The 22,616-nt window shown below is 63.2% G+C and carries 18 protein-coding genes and 2 pseudogenes; 8 read left to right on the top strand and 12 right to left on the bottom strand.

Annotated features, from left to right (window positions below; all coding sequences use genetic code 11):
• The first annotated feature begins 8 nt into the window (after positions 1–8).
• Positions 9–2,287: pseudogene (locus A7A09_RS05020) on the top strand (NADP-dependent malic enzyme).
• A 151-nt stretch (positions 2,288–2,438) separates the two neighbouring features.
• A complete protein-coding gene (locus tag A7A09_RS05015; protein ID WP_106690347.1) occupies positions 2,439–4,334 on the top strand; it encodes an AMP-binding protein in 1,896 nt (631 codons plus the stop codon).
• Positions 4,335–4,351: 17 nt separating this feature from the next.
• On the opposite strand, the gene A7A09_RS05010 is transcribed toward A7A09_RS05015, so the two are convergent.
• The 4 genes from A7A09_RS05010 to A7A09_RS04995 all read right to left on the bottom strand — a co-directional run bounded on the left by A7A09_RS05010 (position 4,352) and on the right by A7A09_RS04995 (position 8,268).
• Positions 4,352–5,374 carry a hypothetical protein gene (locus A7A09_RS05010; protein WP_106690346.1) on the bottom strand — a complete coding sequence of 341 codons (1,023 nt, stop codon included), beginning with the start codon at positions 5,372–5,374 and terminating at the stop codon, positions 4,352–4,354.
• Between the two features lie 190 nt (positions 5,375–5,564).
• The gene (locus tag A7A09_RS20745; protein WP_123225474.1) at positions 5,565–6,170 is read right to left on the bottom strand and encodes a transferrin-binding protein-like solute binding protein; all 606 of its coding nucleotides are present in this window, start codon (positions 6,168–6,170) and stop codon (positions 5,565–5,567) included.
• Between the two features lie 105 nt (positions 6,171–6,275).
• The gene (gene aroA / locus A7A09_RS05000) at positions 6,276–7,616 is read right to left on the bottom strand and encodes a 3-phosphoshikimate 1-carboxyvinyltransferase (protein ID WP_106690344.1); all 1,341 of its coding nucleotides are present in this window, start codon (positions 7,614–7,616) and stop codon (positions 6,276–6,278) included.
• Between the two features lie 124 nt (positions 7,617–7,740).
• A complete protein-coding gene (locus A7A09_RS04995) occupies positions 7,741–8,268 on the bottom strand; it encodes a hypothetical protein (protein ID WP_245999139.1) in 528 nt (175 codons plus the stop codon).
• A gap of 126 nt (positions 8,269–8,394) precedes the next feature.
• On the opposite strand from A7A09_RS04995, the gene moaA reads away from it, so the two are divergent.
• Positions 8,395–9,408, top strand: a complete 1,014-nt coding sequence (gene moaA / locus A7A09_RS04990; RefSeq protein ID WP_106690343.1) for a GTP 3',8-cyclase MoaA — start codon at positions 8,395–8,397, stop codon at positions 9,406–9,408.
• Positions 9,409–9,426: 18 nt separating this feature from the next.
• Here moaA and A7A09_RS04985 read toward each other — a convergent pair whose 3' ends face one another.
• From A7A09_RS04985 to A7A09_RS04950, 8 genes are all read right to left on the bottom strand, one after another.
• Positions 9,427–10,287 (bottom strand): Hint domain-containing protein, encoded by an 861-nt coding sequence (locus tag A7A09_RS04985; protein WP_106690342.1) that lies wholly within the window; start codon positions 10,285–10,287, stop codon positions 9,427–9,429.
• Entirely contained in the window at positions 10,224–11,285 is a 1,062-nt protein-coding gene (locus A7A09_RS04980) for a lactonase family protein (protein WP_106690341.1), read from the bottom strand. Before A7A09_RS04980 ends, A7A09_RS04985 begins: the two co-directional genes overlap by 64 nt.
• A 278-nt stretch (positions 11,286–11,563) precedes the next feature.
• Positions 11,564–12,688, bottom strand: coding sequence for a flavodoxin-dependent (E)-4-hydroxy-3-methylbut-2-enyl-diphosphate synthase (ispG, locus tag A7A09_RS04975; protein ID WP_106690454.1), 1,125 nt, complete (start codon positions 12,686–12,688; stop codon positions 11,564–11,566).
• 81 nt (positions 12,689–12,769) lie between these two features.
• Positions 12,770–13,402, bottom strand: a complete 633-nt coding sequence (locus A7A09_RS04970; protein WP_245999138.1) for a thiamine diphosphokinase — start codon at positions 13,400–13,402, stop codon at positions 12,770–12,772.
• Between the two features lie 29 nt (positions 13,403–13,431).
• Positions 13,432–13,662 (bottom strand): DUF2842 domain-containing protein, encoded by a 231-nt coding sequence (locus A7A09_RS04965; RefSeq protein ID WP_245999137.1) that lies wholly within the window; start codon positions 13,660–13,662, stop codon positions 13,432–13,434.
• 64 nt (positions 13,663–13,726) lie between these two features.
• Positions 13,727–13,948 carry a hypothetical protein gene (locus A7A09_RS04960; RefSeq protein ID WP_106690338.1) on the bottom strand — a complete coding sequence of 74 codons (222 nt, stop codon included), beginning with the start codon at positions 13,946–13,948 and terminating at the stop codon, positions 13,727–13,729.
• A gap of 109 nt (positions 13,949–14,057) precedes the next feature.
• Positions 14,058–15,350 (bottom strand): adenylosuccinate synthase, encoded by a 1,293-nt coding sequence (locus tag A7A09_RS04955; protein WP_106690337.1) that lies wholly within the window; start codon positions 15,348–15,350, stop codon positions 14,058–14,060.
• Between the two features lie 199 nt (positions 15,351–15,549).
• On the bottom strand, positions 15,550–15,768 hold the full coding sequence (locus tag A7A09_RS04950) for a SlyX family protein (protein WP_106690336.1): 219 nt from the start codon (positions 15,766–15,768) through the stop codon (positions 15,550–15,552).
• 53 nt (positions 15,769–15,821) lie between these two features.
• Between A7A09_RS04950 and hisS the strand changes: the two genes are divergently transcribed.
• The 5 genes and pseudogenes from hisS to A7A09_RS04925 all read left to right on the top strand — a co-directional run bounded on the left by hisS (position 15,822) and on the right by A7A09_RS04925 (position 22,531).
• The gene (gene hisS, locus A7A09_RS04945; protein WP_106690335.1) at positions 15,822–17,348 is read left to right on the top strand and encodes a histidine--tRNA ligase; all 1,527 of its coding nucleotides are present in this window, start codon (positions 15,822–15,824) and stop codon (positions 17,346–17,348) included.
• A complete protein-coding gene (locus A7A09_RS04940; RefSeq protein ID WP_106690334.1) occupies positions 17,345–18,403 on the top strand; it encodes an ATP phosphoribosyltransferase regulatory subunit in 1,059 nt (352 codons plus the stop codon). Before hisS ends, A7A09_RS04940 begins: the two co-directional genes overlap by 4 nt.
• On the top strand, positions 18,400–19,080 hold the full coding sequence (gene hisG / locus A7A09_RS04935; protein ID WP_106690333.1) for an ATP phosphoribosyltransferase: 681 nt from the start codon (positions 18,400–18,402) through the stop codon (positions 19,078–19,080). The genes A7A09_RS04940 and hisG overlap by 4 nt, the downstream gene beginning before the upstream one ends.
• A gap of 225 nt (positions 19,081–19,305) precedes the next feature.
• Positions 19,306–22,163 (top strand): annotated as a pseudogene (gene uvrA / locus A7A09_RS04930) (excinuclease ABC subunit UvrA).
• On the top strand, positions 22,160–22,531 hold the full coding sequence (locus tag A7A09_RS04925; protein ID WP_106690332.1) for a DUF4260 domain-containing protein: 372 nt from the start codon (positions 22,160–22,162) through the stop codon (positions 22,529–22,531). Before uvrA ends, A7A09_RS04925 begins: the two are co-directional and overlap by 4 nt.
• The last annotated feature ends 85 nt before the right edge of the window (positions 22,532–22,616 follow it).

Genomic DNA, 22,616 nt, shown 5'->3' with positions numbered 1-22,616 from the left:
GGGCAAATATGAACGACCGCAGGCAGGACAGCGCCCGTCAATCGGCACTAGATTATCACGAATTCCCGCGTCCGGGTAAGCTGGAGATCCGGGCGACCAAGCCCCTGGCCAATGGCCGCGACCTGTCCCGCGCCTATTCGCCCGGCGTCGCCGAGGCCTGCCTGGAGATCAAGGCCGATCCGGCCAATGCCAGCCGCTACACTTCACGCGGCAATCTCGTGGCCGTGGTAACGAACGGAACCGCGGTGCTGGGGCTGGGCAATATCGGCGCGGCGGCCTCCAAGCCGGTCATGGAGGGCAAGGCGGTCCTGTTCAAGAAATTCGCCAATATCGACTGTTTCGATATCGAGGTGAACGAATCCGATCCCGAGAAACTGGCAGAGATCGTCTGCTCGCTCGAGCCGACCTTCGGCGCGATCAATCTCGAAGACATCAAGGCCCCGGACTGTTTCATCGTCGAGAAACTGTGCCGCGAGCGAATGAATATCCCGGTCTTCCACGACGACCAGCACGGCACTGCCATCGTCGTGGGTGCCGCCGCCACCAATGCGCTGCGCGTGGCGGGCAAGAGCTTCGCCGATATCAAGGTCGTCTCGACCGGCGGCGGGGCGGCGGGAATCGCCTGTCTCGACATGCTGCTGAAACTGGGCGTCAAGCGCGAGAATGTCTGGCTCTGCGATATCAACGGGCTGGTCTATGAAGGCCGGGTCGAGGACATGAACCCGCAGAAAGCCGCCTATGCGCAGGCCAGCGACCTGCGGGGGCTCGGCGAGGTGATCGAGGGGGCCGACCTGTTCCTTGGCCTGTCGGGGCCGGGCGTCTGACACCCGAAATGGTGCAGAAGATGGGCAAGCAGCCGATCATCTTCGCGCTGGCCAATCCCACGCCCGAGATCCTGCCCGACGATGCCCGCGCCGTCGCCCCGGATGCGATCATCGCCACCGGGCGCAGCGATTTTCCCAACCAGGTCAATAACGTCCTGTGTTTCCCCTTCATCTTCCGGGGCGCGCTGGATGTCGGCGCGACCACCATCAATGACGAGATGGAGATCGCCTGCGTCGAAGGCATCGCGGCGCTGGCGCGCGCCACCACGGCGGCCGAGGCCGCTGCCGCCTATCGCGGCGAGACCCTGACCTTCGGCCCCGACTACCTGATCCCCAAGCCCTTCGACCCGCGCCTGATCGGCGTCGTGTCCTCGGCCGTGGCCCGCGCCGCGATGGAAACCGGGGTGGCAACCCGCCCGATCGAGGATCTGGATGCCTACAAGCACCGGCTGGATGGCTCGGTCTTCCGCTCGGCGCTGATCATGCGCCCGGTCTTCGAGGCCGCCGCCACCGCCACCCGCCGCATCGTCTTTGCCGAGGGCGAGGACGAACGCGTGCTGCGCGCCGCCAATGCGATGCTGGAGGAGACCACCGATGTGCCGATCCTGATCGGCCGCCCCGAGGTGATCTCGATGCGTGCCGAGCGCGCCGGCCTGCCGATCCGGCCCGAGCGGGATTTCGAGATCGTGAACCCCGAAAACGACCCGCGCTATCGCGATTACTGGGAGACCTATCACCAGTTGATGGCACGGCGCGGGGTCAGCCCCGACATCGCCCGCGCCATCATGCGCACCAATACCACGGCCATCGGCGCGGTCATGGTGCATCGCGAAGAGGCCGACAGCCTGATCTGCGGAACCTTCGGTCAATATTCATGGCATCTGCAATATATCCGCCAGATCCTGGCCCGCGACGGGTTGCAGCCGGTGGGTGCGCTGTCGATGATCATCATGGAGAATGGCCCGCTTTTCGTCGCCGACACGCAATGCCATAACGATCCGACTCCGCAGCAGGTGGCCGAAACCGTCATCGGCGCGGCCCGCCATGTCCGCCGCTTTGGCGTCACGCCGCGGATCGCGCTGTGCAGCCATTCGCAATTCGGCAATCTGGACAGCTATACCGGACGCAAGATGCGCGCGGCGATGGAATTGCTGGAGGCCCGGAAACCCGACTTCATGTATGATGGAGAGATGCATGTCGACGCGGCGCTCGACCCGGAGTTGCGCGAGCGCATCTTCCCCGGATCGCGGCTGGAAGGCGCGGCGAATATCGTGGTCTTTCCCGGCACCGATGCCGCATCCGGCGTGCGCAACGCGCTGAAGATCTGCGCCAACGGGCTGGAGGTCGGGCCGATCCTGATGGGCATGGGCAACCGCGCCCATATCGTGACCCCCTCGATCACCACGCGCGGGTTGTTGAACATGAGCGTACTCGCCGGGACACCGGTCGCGCATTACAGTTGAGGGATCGGCAGGATCACGATTGCGTCCCGCGATGGCCGGGGGCCTTGCGTCCCCCGGACCCCCTGCAAGGTATTTGGGCAAAGAAGAAGCAGAGTTGCAGCGGACTGACCTGATCGCGTAACACTTTCCCAAATACAGGGAGGGGCGCGACATGGAGTATCGGCAGGTTTACGACTCGTGGAAATCGGATCCGGAAGGGTTCTGGATGGATGCGGCGCGGCAGATCGATTGGGAGCGCCCACCAAGCCGCGCCTGGTTCGATCAGGGACCGGCGGGCGAATGGTTCGCGGATGCCCTGGTCAATACCTGCTGGAATGCGGTTGACCGCCATGTCGAGGCTGGCCGGGGCGACCAGCCGGCCATCATCCATGACAGCCCGATCACCGGAACGCGCCAGAGCCTGACTTTCCGTGACCTGCGCGACCGGGTGGCCCGGCTTGCCGGTGCGTTGCGCGCCAGGGGGGTCGGCAAGGGCGACCGTGTCATCATCTATATGCCGATGGTCCCCGAGGCGTTGGAGGCAATGCTCGCCTGCACTCGGATCGGCGCCATCCATTCGGTCGTATTCGGGGGCTTTGCCGCCCGGGAACTGGCCGTCCGTATCGATGACGCCAAGCCGCGCGCCATCATCGCCGCCTCCTGCGGGCTGGAGCCGGGACGCATCGTTCATTACAAGCCCTTGCTGGACGCGGCCATCGACAGCGCCGCGCATAAGCCCGATTTCTGCGTGATCCTGCAGCGGGAGCAGGCCATCGCCGACCTGATCCCGGAACGCGATCACGAATGGCAGGCATTCCAGCAAGGGGTCATGCCCGCCGATTGCGTCGCCGTCGAGGGCAACCACCCGGCCTATATCCTTTACACTTCAGGCACGACCGGACAGCCCAAGGGCGTCATCCGCCACACGGCCGGGCATCTCGTCGCGCTGAACTGGTCGATGGGAAATATCTACGGCATCAATGCCGGAGACGTGTTCTGGGCCGCCTCGGATGTCGGTTGGGTCGTGGGACACAGCTATATCTGCTATGCACCGCTGATCACCGGCGCGACCACCGTCGTCTTCGAGGGCAAGCCGGTGGGCACGCCGGATGCGGGCACCATCTGGCGGGTGATCGGCGAGCATGGGGTCAAGAGCTTCTTCACCGCCCCGACCGCGATCCGCGCGGTGAAACGCGAGGATCCGGAGGGCGAGTTGATCGGGAATTACGACCTTTCCAGCCTGCAGGCGGTCTTCCTTGCCGGTGAACGCGCCGATCCCGACACGATCCAATGGCTGGAAGATCGCCTGCATCTGCCGGTGCTGGATCATTGGTGGCAGACCGAGACCGGCTGGTCCATCGCCGCCAATCCCTTCGGGATCGAGCATATGCCGGTCAAGAAAGGCAGCCCGTCGGTGGCGATGCCGGGCTATGACGTGCAAATCCTCGATGATGCGGGGACACCGGTCCCGACGGGAACCCTGGGCTCCATCGCCGTGAAGCTGCCCCTGCCACCGGGCACCCTGCCCTCGCTATGGAATGCCGAAGCGCGGTTTCGCAAGGCCTATCTGGAGCGATTCCCCGGCTATTACGAAACCGGCGATGCGGGCTATGTCGACGAGGATGGCTATCTCTATATCATGGCGCGCACCGATGACGTGATCAATGTCGCGGGACACCGCCTGTCCACCGGCGCGATGGAAGAGGTTCTGGCCTCGCATCCGGCGGTCGCGGAATGCGCGGTCATCGGCGTGGCAGATGCGCTCAAGGGGGAGGTGCCCCTTGGTTTTCTATGCCTCAAGCGGAGGGTCGAGACCGGCAATGACCAGATCGCGCGCGAGGTGGTCGCGCTGGTCCGCGACAGGATCGGCCCCGTCGCGGCGTTCAGAACGGCCTGCGTCGTGGAGCGGTTACCCAAGACACGTTCGGGCAAGATCCTGCGGGCGACAATGGTAAAGCTCGCCAATGGCGAAGAGGTCAGCGCCCCCGCCACCATCGACGATCCTGTCATACTCGACGAAATCGCCGCGGCGCTGCGTGATGCAGGCTATCCGCGGCAGCAAGGCTGACGCCGTTTCTCACGGGATCACCAGTCCCGCAGATCGACATTGAAGCGCCAGAAGCTTTCGTCATAGGCGTCAATCGTCGAAGCGCGGCGCCCGATCGTCGCATCGAGACCGATCTTTTCGGTCACGGGCATCTCCACGCCCAACGAGATCGTGCGATCCTTGCGGTCCCTGCCCGCCAGCCGGTATCCGCCGGTTTCGTCATAGTTCAGGCTGACCTTGACGGGACTGAACTCGGTCGGGCGAACAAGACCCAGTGACATGCCGCGCAGGGTGGTATTCTCTCCCTCCAGCATCTCGGCCCATTCAAGCCCGATGCTGATGGCACCGATACCGGAAAAAGCCCCGATCCAGTCGGCTTGCAGCCCGTTTTGCGGTCCGTCCTCGTGGAATATCCGCTTGGCGCGGAGCCCGAATTGCTGGTCGATGCCGCCAGCGGTGTAGATCACGGTCGGACCAAGCGAGATATTCTGCTGCGACACATGCCTGTCATAGCTGCGCCAGACGCGGATGGCACCGATGCAGCCGTCAAGCCATGTCCATCCGCCAAGATGGTGCTGGCCGCAACCCGAGACGCCAAGCTGCTGCCGCCGCAACCCCTCGCCGGTCAGCCATTCGGCGGAACTGCCAAAGGAAAGGCGCAGCAGCGATCCCCTGCGATAGCTGGCGACCAGCCCGCCAGATACAGACGCGCCGGCGACGATACCGCTTTTGGCACGCGATTCGTCATCTATGGTGAAATCGAGTCCGCCCAGGCTGATTTGCGCGCCGGGTATGCCGCCATTGAAATTCGTGGCGTAGTAAAGGATCGGGCGAGCGTCGACATCACGCGCGATCACCCGGGGTGCCGCGCCGCGATGCATCCCGCCGGTCCGGTAAATCAATGGCGGAATGGCACCCTCGACCCCCGCCCGCGCGGCGGAATAGAGCGCAAGCCGATCAGAGCCGGAGATCAGCGACGCATACCAACCGGGAAATTCTTCCTCCGCTTGGGCGGTGCCTGCGAAAAGCAAGGACAGGCAGAACGCAGCGCAGGTCACCATCCAAGCCTTTCGGTGCAATGACCCTGCTTCCTCGGAAATGCAACCAACTGAGCGCAACAGACAAATCAACATTTACAGTTCCTTCGGGACCGGCTCGGACCCCACAGGCCACAGCGAATATTCCCAGAGCTTGGAAACTATGTTCCCGCCATGCCCCGCGTGCTGCTAGGACATGGCGGGTTCTCATCACCTAGTCATCTTCAACGCCGATCCCCACGAGGAAGGGAGTGCCATTCTTTCCGGTCACCCCTTCGGCGACGCCGGCGAAGGCATCGGCATCGTCGTCAAGGAAACGTCCGGCCATCGGAGCATTGATATTGTAATTGCGCGAGTCGATATTGACCTTGCCATTGACATTTCCGAGCACCGTGTTCCTGTCGATCGTGCCATTCAGATCCAGGCTGCCGCCGGTCGTGGAATGACCAGGTGCCGCCTTGAAGTTACGAACCGTGCCGGTGACACTGGAATCATCGAAGTTCGCTGTCATCCTTGCACGTCCCAGGACCTGATCACCGCCAGATGCAGTGCCGTCACCGAGCTTGACGGAACCGACGCCGCTATAATGTGCGGTCCCCCTCGTCGGCATCCTGTGAGCCGGGGTGAAATCGGGGTTCAAACCATCGACAAGGCCATGATCCCACAGGAATTCCCCTGCCTCCGCCCTGAGCTGATTATAGCTGGGCGCCGTGTTTCCGCCCGTATTTCCCCCGCTACCGCCGCCGGAAGAACCATCGCTGCCGCACGCGGCAACGGACAGAACCGCAACTGCGGACAATATCATTTTCTGCTTGTTCAACTAGAAATCCTCACTCTGTAATCGTGGCACCATACCGGAAACCACCACCATATTGTATGCATTACATGTTCGTAATGAACAATGGGAACCTGCTGAAAGTTTTACTCAATCCGACTTCCCGATATCAGCACCCAAACCCCGCATCAGCGGCAGGAAATCGGGGAAAGAGGTTGTGATCGGACTGCCGTCATCCACCGTGACCGGGGCTTCGCTCGCCAGGCCGAGGACCAGGAAGGACATCGCGATGCGATGATCCAGATGGGTAGCCGCCATGCCTCCGCCCGGCACCGAAGCCATTCCGTGAACCGTCATGCTGTCCCGCGTTTCCTCGACCTTGACGCCATTGGCCTCCAGCCCGCGCGCCATCGCGTCGATGCGGTCGCTTTCCTTGACGCGCAGCTCGGCCACGCCATTCATCACCGTCCGGCCCTCGGCAAAGGCCGCGATCACCGACAGGATCGGGAATTCGTCGATCATGCTGGCGGCGCGTTCGGGCGGCACGCTGACGCCCTTGAGCGGGCCGTGGCGCACGACCAGGTCGGCGACAGGCTCTCCGCCTTCCTCGCGCTCATTCTCGAAACGGATATCCGCGCCCATCTCGAGCAGCGTGACATAAAGCCCGTCGCGCGTCGGATTGCGGGACACGCCGGGCACGCGGATGGCCGAGCCCGGCACGATCAGCGCCGCGGCCACCGGGAAAGCGGCGCTGGACGGATCACGCGGCACCGCCACGGGCTGGGCGCGCAGCTCGGGCCGGCCGGTCAGCGTGATCACATGGCCCTCTGCCGTGGTCTCCGTCCGGATATCAGCGCCGAATCCGGCCAGCATCCGCTCGGAATGGTCGCGGGTCGGTTCCGCCTCGATCACTACCGTCTCGCCCGGCGCGTTCAGCCCGGCCAGCAGGACCGCCGATTTGATCTGCGCACTGGCCACCGGGGTCCGATAGCGCAGTGGCAGCGGATCCGCCGCCCCCCTGATGGTGATCGGCAGGCAATCCCCCTCGCGCGCAGCGATCTCGGCGCCGAATTGCGCCAGCGGCACCGTGACCCGCGCCATCGGGCGGCGCGACAGGCTGGCATCGCCGGTGAATGTCGCGGTAATCGGGGTCGTCGCCATCGCCCCCATGATCAGCCGCACACCGGTTCCGGAATTGCCGCAATCGATGACGGATTCCGGCGCGGCAAAGCCGCCCACGCCGACGCCATGCACCGACCATTCCCCCGGCCCGAGCCGTTCGACCTGCGCTCCGAAGGCCGCCATGGCCCTGGCCGTGTCCAGCACATCCTGCCCTTCGAGCAGCCCGGTGATCCGCGTCTCGCCGACCGATAGGGCACCAAGGATCAGCGCGCGATGACTGATCGACTTGTCGCCGGGAACCTGCGCCTCGCCGGTCAAGGGGCCGCTGCGGCGGGAAGTCATGGGTTGCGGGTCGGAGGAATGTGACATCGGAGGCACCTCAGTGATTATGCCCGCCTTTTAGCGCTGACATGCCGCTGCCGCCACCATCTTCTTGCGGCGGCGGCCGGGGCCGATTCAGGTCAGGGCCGGGAACGCCCCTCTTCCCGCCTTGTCAGGATTTGAACACTTCGATCACCGGCAGATCGGTCAGCGACACCCCGATCAGTTGCAGGGCCGGCAACGAGACCTGGCTGCCGCCGCTAGCCGGGGCATCCAGCGGAATCAGATCGACCTTGGCGGATTTGCCGTTCTCGGGATTCCGGATCCGGCCGACGCCACGCGCCTTGACCAGCGGGGTCTTGATCCAGAACCCACCCTCGGTCGGGTTCCCGAGCGAGGCGACGGTGGTGCCCAGTTTGACCTCGCTGGTTTCCGGAGCCTTGGCAGCCGCCGCCTTCTGCTCTGCCGTGGTGGTGTCCAGCTGGGCCGGAGTTGCCCGCGCAGCCGGCCGGGGCGAAGGTGCGCGGGTGACCGCAGTGACGGCAGCAAGCTGTTCGCTGGACAATTGCGTCTCGACCTCGCCCGGTTTCGCGGATTGCGCCGGGCGCCCGGTCGTGGCCGTCCCCGTTCTGGACAGATCGCAGCCAGCAAGAACCAGCAGGGAAAGACTTGCCGCCAAACCGGCTTTCAACATGCTCATGGAAATGACACTCCTCGAATTTCGAACTCGTCCGCAGATTAGCCCGCGACAACTCGCGCCGTCCATAAGCGGTCGCGTGATCGGCGGAAGCTTGTGCATCAAATGCGAAATTACTAGATTGATCCCATGACCCATGCGGCTTCCCCTCCTCTTATCGACCCATTTGCACGGCCGATTACCTATTTGCGGGTATCGGTCACGGATCGCTGCGACTTTCGCTGCGTCTATTGCATGGCCGAGCATATGCAATTCCTGCCCAAGGCCGAGCTGCTGACGCTGGAGGAGCTGGACCGACTCTGCTCGGTCTTCGTCGGGCTTGGAGTCCGCAAGCTGCGCATCACCGGCGGAGAGCCGCTGGTCAGGCGCGGTATCATGGGGTTCTTCCAGCAGATGTCGCGTCATCTGGGCGAGGGCCTGGACGAGCTGACCTTGACCACCAATGGCAGCCAGCTTGGCCGCTTCGCCAGCGAACTGGTCGATTGCGGCGTGCGGCGGGTGAATGTCTCTCTCGACACGCTGGATGCCGGGAAATTCGCCGAAATCACACGTTGGGGCCGCCTGCCGCAGGTGCTGGAGGGGATCAAGGCCGCGCAGGCCGCGGGGTTGCGGGTCAAGATCAACGCCGTGGCCCTGAAGGGCGTGAATGATTCGGAGTTGTTCGACCTGGTGAAATGGTGCGGTGACGAGGGTCATGACCTGACCTTCATCGAGGTCATGCCGATGGGCGATCTCGGCAATGAGGACCGGCTGGACCAATACTGGCCGCTGACCGATCTTCGCGCCCAGTTGTCCGAGCGTTTCACCCTGCTCGATCTGGCAGAACGGACCGGAGGACCCGCGCGCTATGTCCGCCTGCAGGAAACCGGGCAGAAAATCGGCTTCATCACCCCGCTGACCCATAATTTCTGTGAAAGCTGCAACCGCGTGCGCGTCACCTGCACGGGCGAATTGTACATGTGCCTCGGACAAGAGGATCAGGCCGATCTGCGCGCGCCGCTGCGCGCCTCCGAAGACGATGCGGCGCTGCGTAACGCCATCCGCGCGGCCATCGCCCGCAAGCCCAAGGGCCATGATTTCGACTATTCACGCCAGACGGTGGCCGGCCAGATGACCCGGCATATGAGCCATACCGGGGGATAACCCCCCGGTTATCGCATATCATATCGAGACATGCCCGGCATCGCGGGGCTGGCTGTCACCTCTCAGCAGGCTTTGATTGTTCTTCAGAGATTTCCTGATGAGATCGGCGATCGGCTTCTTTCTTTGAACCCGGGGCCTTGCGAGCAGAATCTCATTCTTCGGATCGAAGAGATCGGGGAAAATCGTGATCAATTCCTCCCTTGCTTCGTCACCGAGAGAAATGAGTGCCTGCTCTCCCAGATATAATGACTCGGCCGGAAGATCATTCGCGAAGACGACCTGATGATTATCCAGGAGAATGTGGAAATAATCGACATGCTGGACTTCCTGATCGATAAACACTCCGGGCAAATCGATCAACTTGATTGCAGGAAGCAGCGCCTCGGTCACACCCAATACACGTTTAACGATTTTTGAATTGACGTAGATACAATGCTGGCGAGAAACATAAAGGGTTTTCGATGGGTTTTGCGGTCCAATCGCACCATTCTCGATCCGCACGGGATATAATTTTGGATTGTTCCGTAAATCCTCTCGCGTGAAATGCCTGTGCCCGATCCACCTGACAGGTTGAAAGCCGCCGTCCAGCGTGTCCACGAGTTCTCCGACTTCCAGCTCTTCCACCGGCACTTGGCCCCGGGCGGTCCGGATCATGGTTCCTTTGCAATAGCAGACCGCTGCCTTGTATATATCCAGGGAATCGTTACCCGAGCCGGTAACAAGATAAGTCCCCGTTGCATGGACCGATTCCACGGTGCCGACGCCCGGACCGGCCTCCTGGTCAGCCGTCTGCGCGTCAAGTTTATTGGCGAATATCAGTTCTCCGCTCTCCGGATCAATCTGGAACGAATAGAGCGCCTGATCCCCGTATGATCCCACAACCAATGTCTGGTCTCACCGAACCCGGCGACATCTGCGCCGCGCAGGTTACCGAGACTGATATTCACCTCGTTTCCCTGCGCATCGGTGTAGGTCCCGTTTCCCAGGTTCTGGACAACGGACAACTTGCCATCGGCATCGATCCCGAAAACCGTGATTCCGTTATCTTGCCCGCCCACATAGACATATCCCGCACCGGATGGTGTCGTGGTCGTGGTGATCCAGTCGATATCGTTCAACTCGGTCGCAGCAACCCCGTTTCCGGAAATGATATTACCCTCGCCATCCCTGCCATCTGACTGATTGTCATGGATGTTATAGCTGTTCTGCAATTTCCCGTCGGCATCGACGTGAAACACGCTGACACCGTCTTCGCCTCCACCGACGATTGCAAAATCCCGGCCGGCGACATTGACGACATCAGCGCCGCGCACGTCGTCAATTTGCAGGGTTCCGTCATCATCCACCTTCTCGGCCTGGGTCAGCGTTCCGTCTTCGGCGATCTGCCACAAGGTCAAATCGCGGTCATTGATGCTGGTATTCAGAAGATATTGATGCCCGTCCTCGCCTGTCAGCGGCGTCATCGCCTCGATATTGCGCAGGTTGTTGTCGCCGGGATCGCTGCCATAATTTGCCTGACCGGGCCCGGAAGACGGCAATTGCGTCAATCCGCCATTCTCGTCGATCTCATATACCCAGAGACCGTCATTCTCACCAGCCGCGTAGAGGAAGGTTCCCTGCGAGGTCGTCACCACCGACAATGCCTCGGGCCGCAGCTGGTCCACATGGACATTGGCATTCGGCGCCGTTTGCGACAATTCGCCGGTTTCGCTGTCCAGCACGAACGCGCTCAGCCCGCCTTCGCCATCATGCGATCCGCCGATGACGACGGTCACGTCCCCGACCTTGGCGCTGGTAACCGCGAATACCCCGTTCAGCTCATATGCGGGATTATCCTGGTCAGTGACGGAATCCGTCAGCGTGAGATTATCTTCCATGAAACAAACCCTTTACTCGATAACAAACCGACGGCATCCGCCCGGTTACAACCATCAGGCTGGTGAATATCCGTATTTTCGCGCTTTACGTGAATTACGACTTCCGAACTCTCCGGAAATTCCTTTCAATTTTTGTCATGTAAGGCACGATAGCATTGCTTCGCTAAAATTTAAAGAAATTTGTATACATTAACCAATAATTCAGATTTCAGAAGACCCGCGGGACCTTCCGAGATAATATTAAACGCTTTTCAAAAGCGAATAACCCGGCTGAATTATCAGGCGGGGGTTCCCGCCGCTTCCGCCTCGATCTTCGCGGCGCGTTCCTCGACCAGTTGCACGATATGGTCGATCATCTGCTCATTGCCCATCTTGTGGCTTTGGCGTCCGGCCATGTAGACCATGCCGCTTCCCGCGCCGCCGCCGGTAAAGCCGATATCGGTCATCAGCGCCTCGCCCGGCCCGTTCACCACGCAGCCGATGATCGAGAGGCTCATCGGGGTCTTGATATGCTCCAGCCGCTGTTCCAGCTTTTCCACCGTCTTGATGACGTCAAAGCCCTGACGCGCGCAGGAAGGGCAAGAGATGATCTGCACCCCGCGCGTCCGCAAGCCCAGTGATTTCAGGATCTCGAAGCCGACCTTCACCTCTTCGACCGGATCGGCGGACAGGCTGACGCGGATCGTGTCTCCGATGCCCATCCACAGCAGGTTGCCCAATCCGATGGCCGATTTCACCGTGCCGCCGACGAAACCGCCTGCTTCGGTGATGCCCAGATGGATCGGCGCGTCGGTCGCCTCGGCCAATTGTTGATAGGCGGTGGCGGCAAGAAAGACATCCGATGCCTTCACGCTGATCTTGAACTCGTGAAAATCGTTGTCCTGCAATATCTTGATATGATCCAACCCGGATTCGACCATGGCATCAGGGCAGGGCTCGCCATATTTCTCCAGCAGGTGCTTTTCCAGAGAGCCGGCATTCACCCCGATCCGCATCGAACAGCCATGATCGCGCGCGGCCCGGATGACCTCGCGCACCCGCTCGGCACTGCCGATATTGCCGGGATTGATCCGCAGGCAGGCCACGCCCGCCTCGGCCGCCTCGATGGCGCGCTTGTAGTGGAAATGGATGTCGGCGACGATCGGCACCGGGCTTTCGCGGCAGATTTCCTTCAATGCCCGTGTCGTCTCCTGGTCGGGGGCCGAGATACGCACGATATCCGCCCCCGCATCGGCGGCGCGGATCACCTGGTCCAGCGTGGCCCGCACGTCATGGCCATCGGTATTGGTCATGGTCTGCACGGATATCGGGGCGTCGCCGCCGACCGGCACGGAGCCCACCATGATCTGGCGGGATTTCCGCCGCTCGATATTGCGCCATGGACGGATCGGGTTCAGCGACATCACAGCCTCCGGGTTTCGCCCCTGCAGATAAGCCATCCGGCACGGCACGGCAACCGCCGCACGGGTCCGTGATGGGCTTCCCTAGCCTTTCGGCAATCGCAAGGCCGTCAGCACCGTCATCAGCGTTTCCCGCGGCAGGATGAGCAACATCTGCCCTTCGAGCCGCAGCGTCACCAGTCCGGTCGCACGGTTCGAGGTTCCCACCCGCATGCCGGGGGCGAAATCGATTCCCTCGATGGGCCATTCAAGCCCCGTGCTCACCCCGCGCGCCGGTCCCATCGGATACAGCGAAACCCGCGTGCCCGGCATCAGCGGCAGGGTCAGGCGCGGCGGAGCCACCAGGACGATATCCTCGGAATTGAGCATGATCGCCGGCGGGCGGCGAATATTCACCAGCGCCGTCAACACCGCCAAGGTGTGATCCAGCCGCAGCCCCGAGAACCCGACCGCAAGCACGAAGGGCGACGCGATCCGGGTCAGGCATTTGGAGAAATCGGTGCTGTCCTGTTCGGCCACATGGACGATACGCTCGGCCGGGATAATCTCGCGCGCGGCGCTGCTGATGCTGTCCAGATCCCCGATCACCCAATCCGGGGCCTGCCCGAGCGAAAGCGCCCGGTCCGCGCCCCCGTCGGCGGCCACCATGGTCGGAGCAAGGCTCAGCGCGGTCATCAGCTCGACCGGGCGGATCGCTCCGCCACCGACGACCGTCACCCCCCTCTCCGATATCACCAGCGGCGGGATCATTCGTCCCGGCCGATCCCGGTGAACAGGCGTTTCAGCGGCAGGATCCAGATGATGCCAAGACCGATATAGACCAGCAACTCGATCCAGATCGGCTGCCGCCCGAAACGCGCATCCAGCCAGTTCGCCAGCGTCACCGCCACGATGATATAGGCCGGCAGCCCCAGCACCAGGACCAGGATCGACAGGCGTTTGCGGGTTTTCAGGTCCATGCAGTCATACCTTGCCATCGCCGCCTTCGTTGGCCGGTCCGGATCACCGGGACCGGTGGTCTCTTTTTACTTACCGCTTCGCTCATTGTCCCTTGCGGCGCAACGAGAAAATGATGATCACGAAGGGGATGGCGATCAATGGCGCGGCACCGAACGCCACGGTCATCAGGCGTTTCAACGCCTCCGGCTCATCCCATTCTCCCCATGCGCCAGAGCGGATCTGCGAGACCAGGAACCACGTCCCCAGCACCAGCAGGAGTTCGAGGACAAGCAGCAGGATCAGGACGGCATTCGATTTCTTCATTTCCGATCCGCTCCGGGCGATGTTCTGATATCCGTATAGCTGACGGGACAGGGAAATCGAGTCCGAAGGTGAGGCGAACCAGCCGGTTCGTCCCGCCTCCCTGCCCCGATCAGTCGGCGAACGGATCGGTTACGAGGATCGTGTCGTCACGCTCGGGGCTGGTGGACAGCAAGGCGACCGGGCATTGGATCAGTTCCTCGACGCGGCGGACATATTTCACCGCCTCGGCGGGCAGGTCGGCCCAGCTTCGCGCACCGGCGGTCGATTCCTGCCAGCCGTCCATTTCTTCATAGATCGGCGTGACCTTCGCCTGCAATGCGGCGGCGGTCGGCAGGTAGTCATATTGCTTGCCGTCGATCTCGTAGCCGACGCAGATTTTCAGCTTCTCGAACCCGTCCAGCACGTCAAGCTTGGTCAGGGCGATGCCATTGACCCCCGAGATCGCGCAGGTCTGGCGCACCAGGACCGCGTCGAACCAGCCACAGCGCCGCTGACGCCCGGTGACGGTGCCGAATTCATGGCCGCGCTCGCCAAGGCGCTGGCCGTCGGCGTCGTGAAGCTCGGTCGGGAACGGACCTTCGCCGACGCGGGTCGTATAGGCCTTGACGATGCCCAGCACGAAATCGATCGCCCCCGGTCCCATCCCGGTGCCCGAGGCAGCCATGCCCGACATGGTGGTCGAACTGGTCACATAGGGATAGGTGCCGAAATCGATGTCGAGCAGCGAGCCCTGCGCACCCTCGAACAGGATCCGCTTGCCGGATTTGCGCGCCTCGGCCATGACCTTCCAGACCGGCTGCGCATAGGGCAGCAGCTTGGGAGCGATCTCCTGCAGCATGGCCTTCAGCTTTGCCCGGTCGATCGGCTCGGCATTCAGCCCCTGCCGCAGCGCGTCGTGATGGGCCAGAAGCCGGTCGAGCCGCGCGTCCAGCGTCTCTTCATCGCCCAGATCGGCGACGCGGATGGTGCGGCGTCCCACCTTGTCCTCATAGGCCGGGCCGATGCCGCGCCCGGTGGTGCCGATACGCGCCTTGCCCGCGGCCTCTTCGCGCAGCTTGTCGAGATCCTGGTGCAGCGGCAGGATCAGCGGCGTGTTCTCGGCGATCATCAGGTTCTCGGTCGAGATCCCGACGCCTTGCGCGGTCAGCCTGTCGATCTCGGAGAACAGCGACCACGGGTCAAGGACCACGCCATTGCCGATCACCGCCAGCTTGCCCTCGCGCACGATCCCCGAGGGCAGCAGCGAAAGCTTGAACACCGTATTGCCGATGACCAGCGTATGACCGGCATTATGGCCGCCCTGAAACCGCGCGATCACATCGGCGCGCTCGCTGAGCCAATCGACGATCTTGCCCTTGCCCTCGTCGCCCCATTGTGCGCCGACAACCACCACATTGGCCATGAACCGGTCCTTCCATTGCCCGAAAATTGTCCGCAGCAGGGTCTAGCGCATGCGGCAGGCGGGGAAAAGCGGGGATTTCGGTCAGGCGAGTCTTGCCGTCGCCGAAGACCGGGGGCCCTGCCCCCGCGCAGGCCCGTTTCCCCGATGGAAACAGGCCTGCGCTCCCCGGGATATTTTCATGAAGAAGAAAGGGACGCGTTTACCAATGCGGCGGGCGCTGATCGGCCAGCGGGGCGGTGCCGCCGGTATCGGCCTCGCGCTCGGCCTCGGCCCGCATCAGCATTTCGACACGGCGGGTCAGCCGGGCGATCTCGGTATCCTGCCGGGCGATGACCTCGCTGAGATCATCCGTCAGGCGCGTCAGATGAGCGAGCGCCTCTTCGAGATGCTCGATCCGTGCCTGCTGCTGCTTGTCCATCTGGCCCCCTTCCGTTAGAGCAGCCACGGATTTGGCCGGAAAGGCGCAGGACCATGGCGAAGGATAAAAAGAAACAACCCCGTCCCAAGGCGGAAACGCCGAAGGGCTTTCGCGACTATTTTGGCGCGGATGTGACCGAACGCAAGGCGATGCTGGACCGTATCGCGGAAATATACCATCGCCACGGTTTCGACCCGCTGGAAACCAGCGCCGTCGAGACGGTCGAGGCGCTTGGGAAGTTCCTGCCCGATGTGGATCGCCCCAATGCCGGTGTCTTCGCATGGCAGGAAGAGGCAGTGCCGGGCGGCGGCTCTGGCGACTGGCTGGCGCTGCGCTATGACCTGACCGCGCCGCTGGCGCGGGTGGCGGCGCAGTTCCGCAACGATCTGCCCACGCCCTACCGGCGCTATGCCATGGGACCTGTCTGGCGCAACGAGAAGCCGGGACCGGGACGGTTCCGCCAGTTCTATCAATGCGACGCGGATACGGTGGGATCGGCCTCGGTGGCAGCGGATGCCGAGATCTGCGCAATGCTGACAGATGCGCTTGAAGCCGTGGGGATAGCGCGGGGCGACTACATCGTGCGAATCAATAACCGCAAGGTGCTAGATGGGGTGCTGGAGGCTGTCTTTGGTAGTATTGAAAATGTTGCCCACGCTATTATCGAGGGCAACCCGACTATTGCTGAGCAAAAACAGGCGGTGCTGCGAACGATCGACAAGTTCGACAAGGTAGGACGAGTTGGTGTGTGTGAGCTTTTAGGCAAAGGTCGAAAAGATAGTTCGGGAGCCTTTATTGAAGGTGTTGGTCTAACAGATGATCAAATTGAACTTGTCATCGCCTTCTTGACAGCAAAGGGAGAGAATAACGAACAAACAATGAAAAATCTCGCCGAGACAGTAGCCACCTCGCCAAGTGGCATGCAAGGAATAATAGAGTTGGACGAGATCGCCGCCATGCTGAAAGCGATGGGCATCGGCGAGGATCGCGCGGTCATCGACCCCTCGGTGGTGCGGGGCCTCGGCTACTATACCGGCCCGGTCTTCGAGGCCGAGCTGACCTTCGAGATCCTCGACGACAAGGGCCGCAAGCGGCAATTCGGCTCTGTCGCGGGCGGCGGGCGCTATGACGGGCTGGTGGAACGCTTTACCGACCAGAAGGTCCCGGCGACCGGGATCAGCATCGGCGTGGACCGGCTGCTGGCCGCCCTGCGCGCCAAGGGGCTGGCCGGTGCGGATGGGGTGGGGCCGGTGGTCGTGACGGTGATGGATCGCGACCGGATGGCCGATTACCAGGCCATGGCCGCCGATCTGCGCGCCGCCGGGATCCGGGCCGAGGTCTACCTGGGCAATCCGAAGAATTTCGGCAACCAGTTGAAATATGCCGACAAGCGCGGCGCTCCGGTCGCCATCATCCAGGGTGGGGACGAGGCCGAGCGCGGCGTGGTGCAGGTCAAGGACCTGGTGCTGGGCGCGAAACTCGCCTCGGAGGCCAGCCATGAGGAATGGAAGGCCCAACCCGCGCAGACCGAGGTTCCGCGCGCGGATCTGGTGGATGAAGTGCGGCGGATCCTCGGATGACCTCCAAGCGCGACAAGCAGGTGCTCGGCCAGAAGCTGCTGGCGGCGTTCCGCGATGCAGGGGCGGTCGAGATCGCGCCCGACATCCTGCTGCCCGCCGAAAGCCTGCTGGATCTTTATGGCGAGGATATCCGCGCCCGCGCCTATGTCACCGCCGATCCGATCCGGGGCGAGATGATGCTGCGGCCCGATTTCACCGTGCCCGTGGTGCAGGCGCATATGGAAAACGGGGCGGAACCGGCGCGCTACTGCTACCTGGGCGAGGTGTTCCGCAAGCAGGACATGGGCGATACCCGCCCGGAAAACCCGCGCGACAATGAATACCTGCAGGCGGGGTTCGAGCTGTTCTCGCGCGAGGCAAGCGCGGATGCCGAGATCTTCGCGCTGTTCCATCGCCTTTTGCCCCCCTATGGGGTCCGGTCCGAAACCGGCGATATGGGCCTGCTGCGGGACGCGGTCCGGGGCCTGCCCCTGCCCGATCCGCGCCGCGACGCATTGCTGCATCACATCTGGCGGCCCGTGCGTTTTCAACGCCTTCTGGCACGTTTCTCGACCCCCGCCATGGCCCGCGACTTTCCGGTGACCCGGGCCAGCTGGGCGGGCCTGCGCAGCGAGTCGGAAATGGTGACACGGATCGCCCGGCTGCGCGCCGATGCCGCCACGGCGCCGCTGCCCGCCATCTGGAGCGAGCGGCTCGATCGGCTTTTCGCGGTGCGCGGCCCTGCGCCCGAGGCATTGGCGGCGCTGCGGGAACTCGTTTCGGACTGGCCCGGAATCGCACCGGCGGTCGAACGGATCGAGACCCGGTTCGCGGCAATCGCCGATGCCGGGATCGACCCGGCGCAGGTGGTGTTCGATGCCAGCCACGGCCGGACGACGATGGAATATTACGACGGTTTCACCTTCAGCTTCCTGGCCGGGCACCCGGATTGGCCACCGCTGGCCACGGGCGGGCGCTATGATGCGCTGACGGCGGTGCTGGGCAAGGGCCGCGCCATCCCGGCGGTGGGTGGCATCATCCGCCCCGGATTGCTGGCGGAACTGGAGGCGACATGATCCGGCTTGGGGTGCCCTCGAAGGGGCGGTTGATGGAGCAGACATTCGACTGGTTCGCCGATCGCGGCGTGCGGCTGTCGCGCAGCGGCTCGGATCGCGAATATGCCGGGCGGGTCGATGGGGCCGATGGCCTGTCGCTGGTGCTGCTGTCGGCGGGGGAAATCCCGCGGGAGCTGCGGGCGGGCCGGATCGAGCTGGGCGTGACCGGCACCGACCTTGTGCGGGAAAAGCTGGCCGGATGGCGCTCGGATATCGTCGAGATCGCCGGGATGGGCTTTGGCCATGCCGACCTGATCCTGGCCGTTCCCGAATGCTGGCGCGATTGCGAGACGCTGGACGACCTGTCCTCGATCGCCCGCGATTTCCGCGCGGCGCACGGGTTCCGGCTGCGGATCGCGACGAAATACCACCGGCTGGTGCGGGCATGGTTGGCGCATCACGAGATCGCGGACTACCAGTTGGTGGACAGCCAGGGCGCGACCGAGGGCACGGTGGCGAATCAGACCGCCGAGGCCATCGCCGATATCACCAGCTCGGGCGAGACCCTGCGGGCCAACAACCTGAAAATCCTGTCGGAAGAGCCGATCCTGCGGTCACAGGCGACGCTGTTCGCCAGCCGCGCAGCAATGGGGCCCGAGATGGATCGCTTTCTGTCGCAGCTTGGAATGGCAGCCTAGACAGGGGGCTGTCCGCCCCCGCCCGGCCCCGGCGGGCCGGACTCCCCCGAGGATATTTTCGTAAAGAAGAAGGCAACTTACGGGGGCTTATTGGAAACCGCCTGTCAAGATGACCCTCTTTCCATTTCGCCGCTTGCGGCTTCGTTCGCTTTATGTTCTCATAAGCGGGTTGCTATTTCGGGTGCCGGTATTATGTCTGGCAGCGGATCGGTCGGGGCACGCCTAATGGAACAGAAGTTCATCGAGATTCGCGGCGCGCGCGAGCATAATCTCAAGAACGTGGATATGGATATTCCGCGCGACAAGCTGGTGGTGATCACCGGGCTGTCGGGCAGCGGCAAATCCAGCCTCGCCTTCGATACGGTCTATGCCGAGGGGCAGCGGCGCTATGTCGAAAGCCTGTCGGCCTATGCGCGGCAGTTCCTCGACATGATGGGCAAGCCGGATATGGATCATATCAGCGGCCTCAGCCCGGCGATTTCCATCGAACAGAAGACGACCTCGAAGAACCCCCGCTCGACCGTCGGGACCGTCACCGAGATCTACGATTACCTGCGGCTGCTCTTTGCCCGTGCCGGCACGCCCTATTCCCCCGCGACCGGTCTGCCGATCGAGGCGCAACAGGTGCAGGACATGGTCGACCGGATCATGGCGATGGAGGAAGGCACCCGTGCCTATCTGCTGGCCCCGATCGTGCGCGACCGGAAGGGCGAATACAGGAAGGAATTCCTGGAGCTTCGCAAGCAGGGGTTCCAGCGCGTCAAGGTCGATGGGCAGTTCCATGAGCTGGACGAGCCGCCCACGCTCGACAAGAAATTCCGCCACGATATCGACGTCGTGGTGGACCGGCTGGTCGTGCGCGAGGGGCTGGAGACGCGGCTGGCCGACAGCCTGCGCACCGCGCTCGACCTGGCCGACGGGATCGCGGTTCTGGAAACCGCCCCGGCCGAGGGCGAGCCCGAGCGGATCACCTTCAGCGAGAATTTCGCCTGCCCCGTCAGCGGCTTCACCATCCCCGAGATCGAGCCGCGCCTGTTTTCCTTCAACGCCCCTTTCGGCGCCTGTCCGGTCTGTGACGGGCTTGGGGTCGAGCTGTTCTTCGACGAGCGGCTGGTGGTGCCGGATGCCTCGCTATCGGTGGCCAAGGGGGCAATCGCGCCATGGGCCAAGTCGAAATCGGCCTATCTGACCCAGACCATCAACGCGCTGGCAAAGCATTACGGCTTCGACAAGAAGACCCCGTGGACGGATCTACCCGAGGAGGTGCGGCGCCTGTTCCTGTTCGGCTCGGGCGATGAGCAGATCAAGTTCCGTTTCGATGATGCCGGGCGGGTCTACGAGGTGTCCCGGGCCTTCGAAGGGGTCATCCCCAACATGGAACGCCGCTTGCGCGAATCCGATTCGCAATGGGTGCGCGAGGAGTTCGAACGCTACCAGAACAACCGCCCCTGCGGCGCCTGCAACGGCTATCGCCTGAAACCCGAGGCGCTGGCCGTCAGGATCGCGGGCAATCATGTCGGACAGGTGGTCGAACTGTCGATCAAGGAGGCATTGGCCTGGGTCGAGGATGCGCCGCAACATCTGTCCAAGCAGAAGAACGAGATCGCCGCCGCGATCCTCAAGGAGATCCGCGAGCGGCTTGGGTTCCTGGTGAATGTCGGGCTCGACTACCTGACCCTGTCGCGGGCAGCGGGAACCCTGTCGGGCGGCGAAAGCCAGCGCATCCGCCTTGCCAGCCAGATCGGCAGCGGCTTGACCGGGGTGCTTTACGTGCTGGACGAGCCGTCCATCGGCCTGCATCAACGTGACAATGACCGGCTGCTGTGCACGCTGGTCAACCTGCGCGACCAGGGCAATTCGGTGCTGGTGGTCGAGCATGACGAGGATGCGATCCGCCATGCCGATTACGTTTTCGACATGGGACCGGGCGCGGTGTGCATGGCGGCACCGTGGTCAGCCACGGCACGCCCGACCAGATCGCCGCCGATCCCAACAGCCTGACGGGGCAATACCTCTCGGGCGCGCGCGAAATCGCCGTCCCGTCAGAGCGGCGCAAGGGCACCGGCAAATCGGTCACGGTGGTCAAGGCCACCGGCAACAACCTGAAAGAGGTCACCGCCGAATTTCCCCTGGGCAAGTTCATCTGCGTCACCGGCGTCTCGGGCGGCGGCAAATCGACGCTGACCATCGAGACATTGTTCAAGACCGCCTCGCTGCGCCTGAACGGCGCGCGCCAGACCCCGTCCCCCTGCGAAACCATCAAGGGGCTGGAGCATCTGGACAAGGTCATCGATATCGACCAGCGCCCCATCGGCCGCACGCCACGCTCGAACCCCGCCACCTATACCGGCGCCTTCACCCCGATCCGCGACTGGTTCGCCGGTCTGCCCGAATCCAAGGCGCGCGGCTACAAGCCCGGACGGTTCAGCTTCAACGTCAAGGGCGGCCGCTGCGAGGCCTGCCAGGGCGACGGCGTCATCAAGATCGAGATGCATTTCCTGCCCGATGTCTATGTCGAATGCGAGACCTGCAAGGGCGCGCGCTACAACCGCGAGACGCTGGAGATCAAGTTCAAGGGCAAGAGCATCGCCGATGTTCTCGACATGACGGTCGAGGATGCGCAGCAATTCTTTACCGCCGTTCCCTCGATCCGCGAAAAGATGGACGCGCTGATGCAGGTGGGGCTTGGCTATATCAAGGTCGGTCAGCAGGCGACGACCCTTTCGGGCGGCGAGGCGCAGCGTGTCAAGCTGTCCAAGGAACTCAGCCGCCGTTCGACCGGGCGCACGCTCTATATCCTCGACGAGCCGACCACCGGCCTGCATTTCGAGGATGTCCGCAAGCTGCTGGAGGTGCTGCATTCCCTTGTCGAGCAGGGCAATACGGTGGTGGTGATCGAGCATAACCTGGACGTCGTCAAGACCGCCGACTGGATCATCGATATCGGCCCCGAGGGCGGCGATGGCGGTGGGCGGATCGTGGCCACCGGCACACCCGAAACCGTGGCAGGGGCCGGACAAAGCCATACCGGGCGCTACCTCGCCTCGATGCTGAAACCCGCGCGCATCCGGGCGGCAGAGTGACACCGGTTCTCTGGCAGCGGATCGAGGGCGGGCTGGTCCTTGCCGCCGCCCTGCCCCTTGCCGGGGCGACGCAGCCCGGCTGGCCGCTCTGGCTCTGGCCGATTGCGCTTCTGGCCCCCGATCTGTCCATGCTCGGCTATCTGGCCGGGCCGCGTATCGGCGCCGCCGTTTATAACGTCTTTCATCTTTATGCCTGCGGGTTGCTGCTGGCGCTGTTGGGATTACTGGCCGGCCAGCCTCCGCTGATCGCCGCCGGGGCGATCTGGCTGGCCCATATAGGTGGGGATCGGGCCCTGGGTTACGGGCTGAAATCCGCGAGCGGTTTTCGCGATACCCATCTGGGCCGGATCGGGAACGACGCTGGCTGACGAGGTCCGGCCCATGTAACGGCTTTCGCCGAACCGGCCGGAAAAAAATCTGCCGAAAGTCGAAATTTTCCCCTTGCACCCCCCG

This window comes from Paracoccus methylarcula (assembly GCF_003007735.2).
In the GTDB taxonomy this organism is placed as follows: domain Bacteria; phylum Pseudomonadota; class Alphaproteobacteria; order Rhodobacterales; family Rhodobacteraceae; genus Paracoccus; species Paracoccus methylarcula.
The sequence above is the reverse complement of the archived record's forward strand: the minus strand, read 5'-3'. Positions and strand labels throughout refer to the sequence as shown.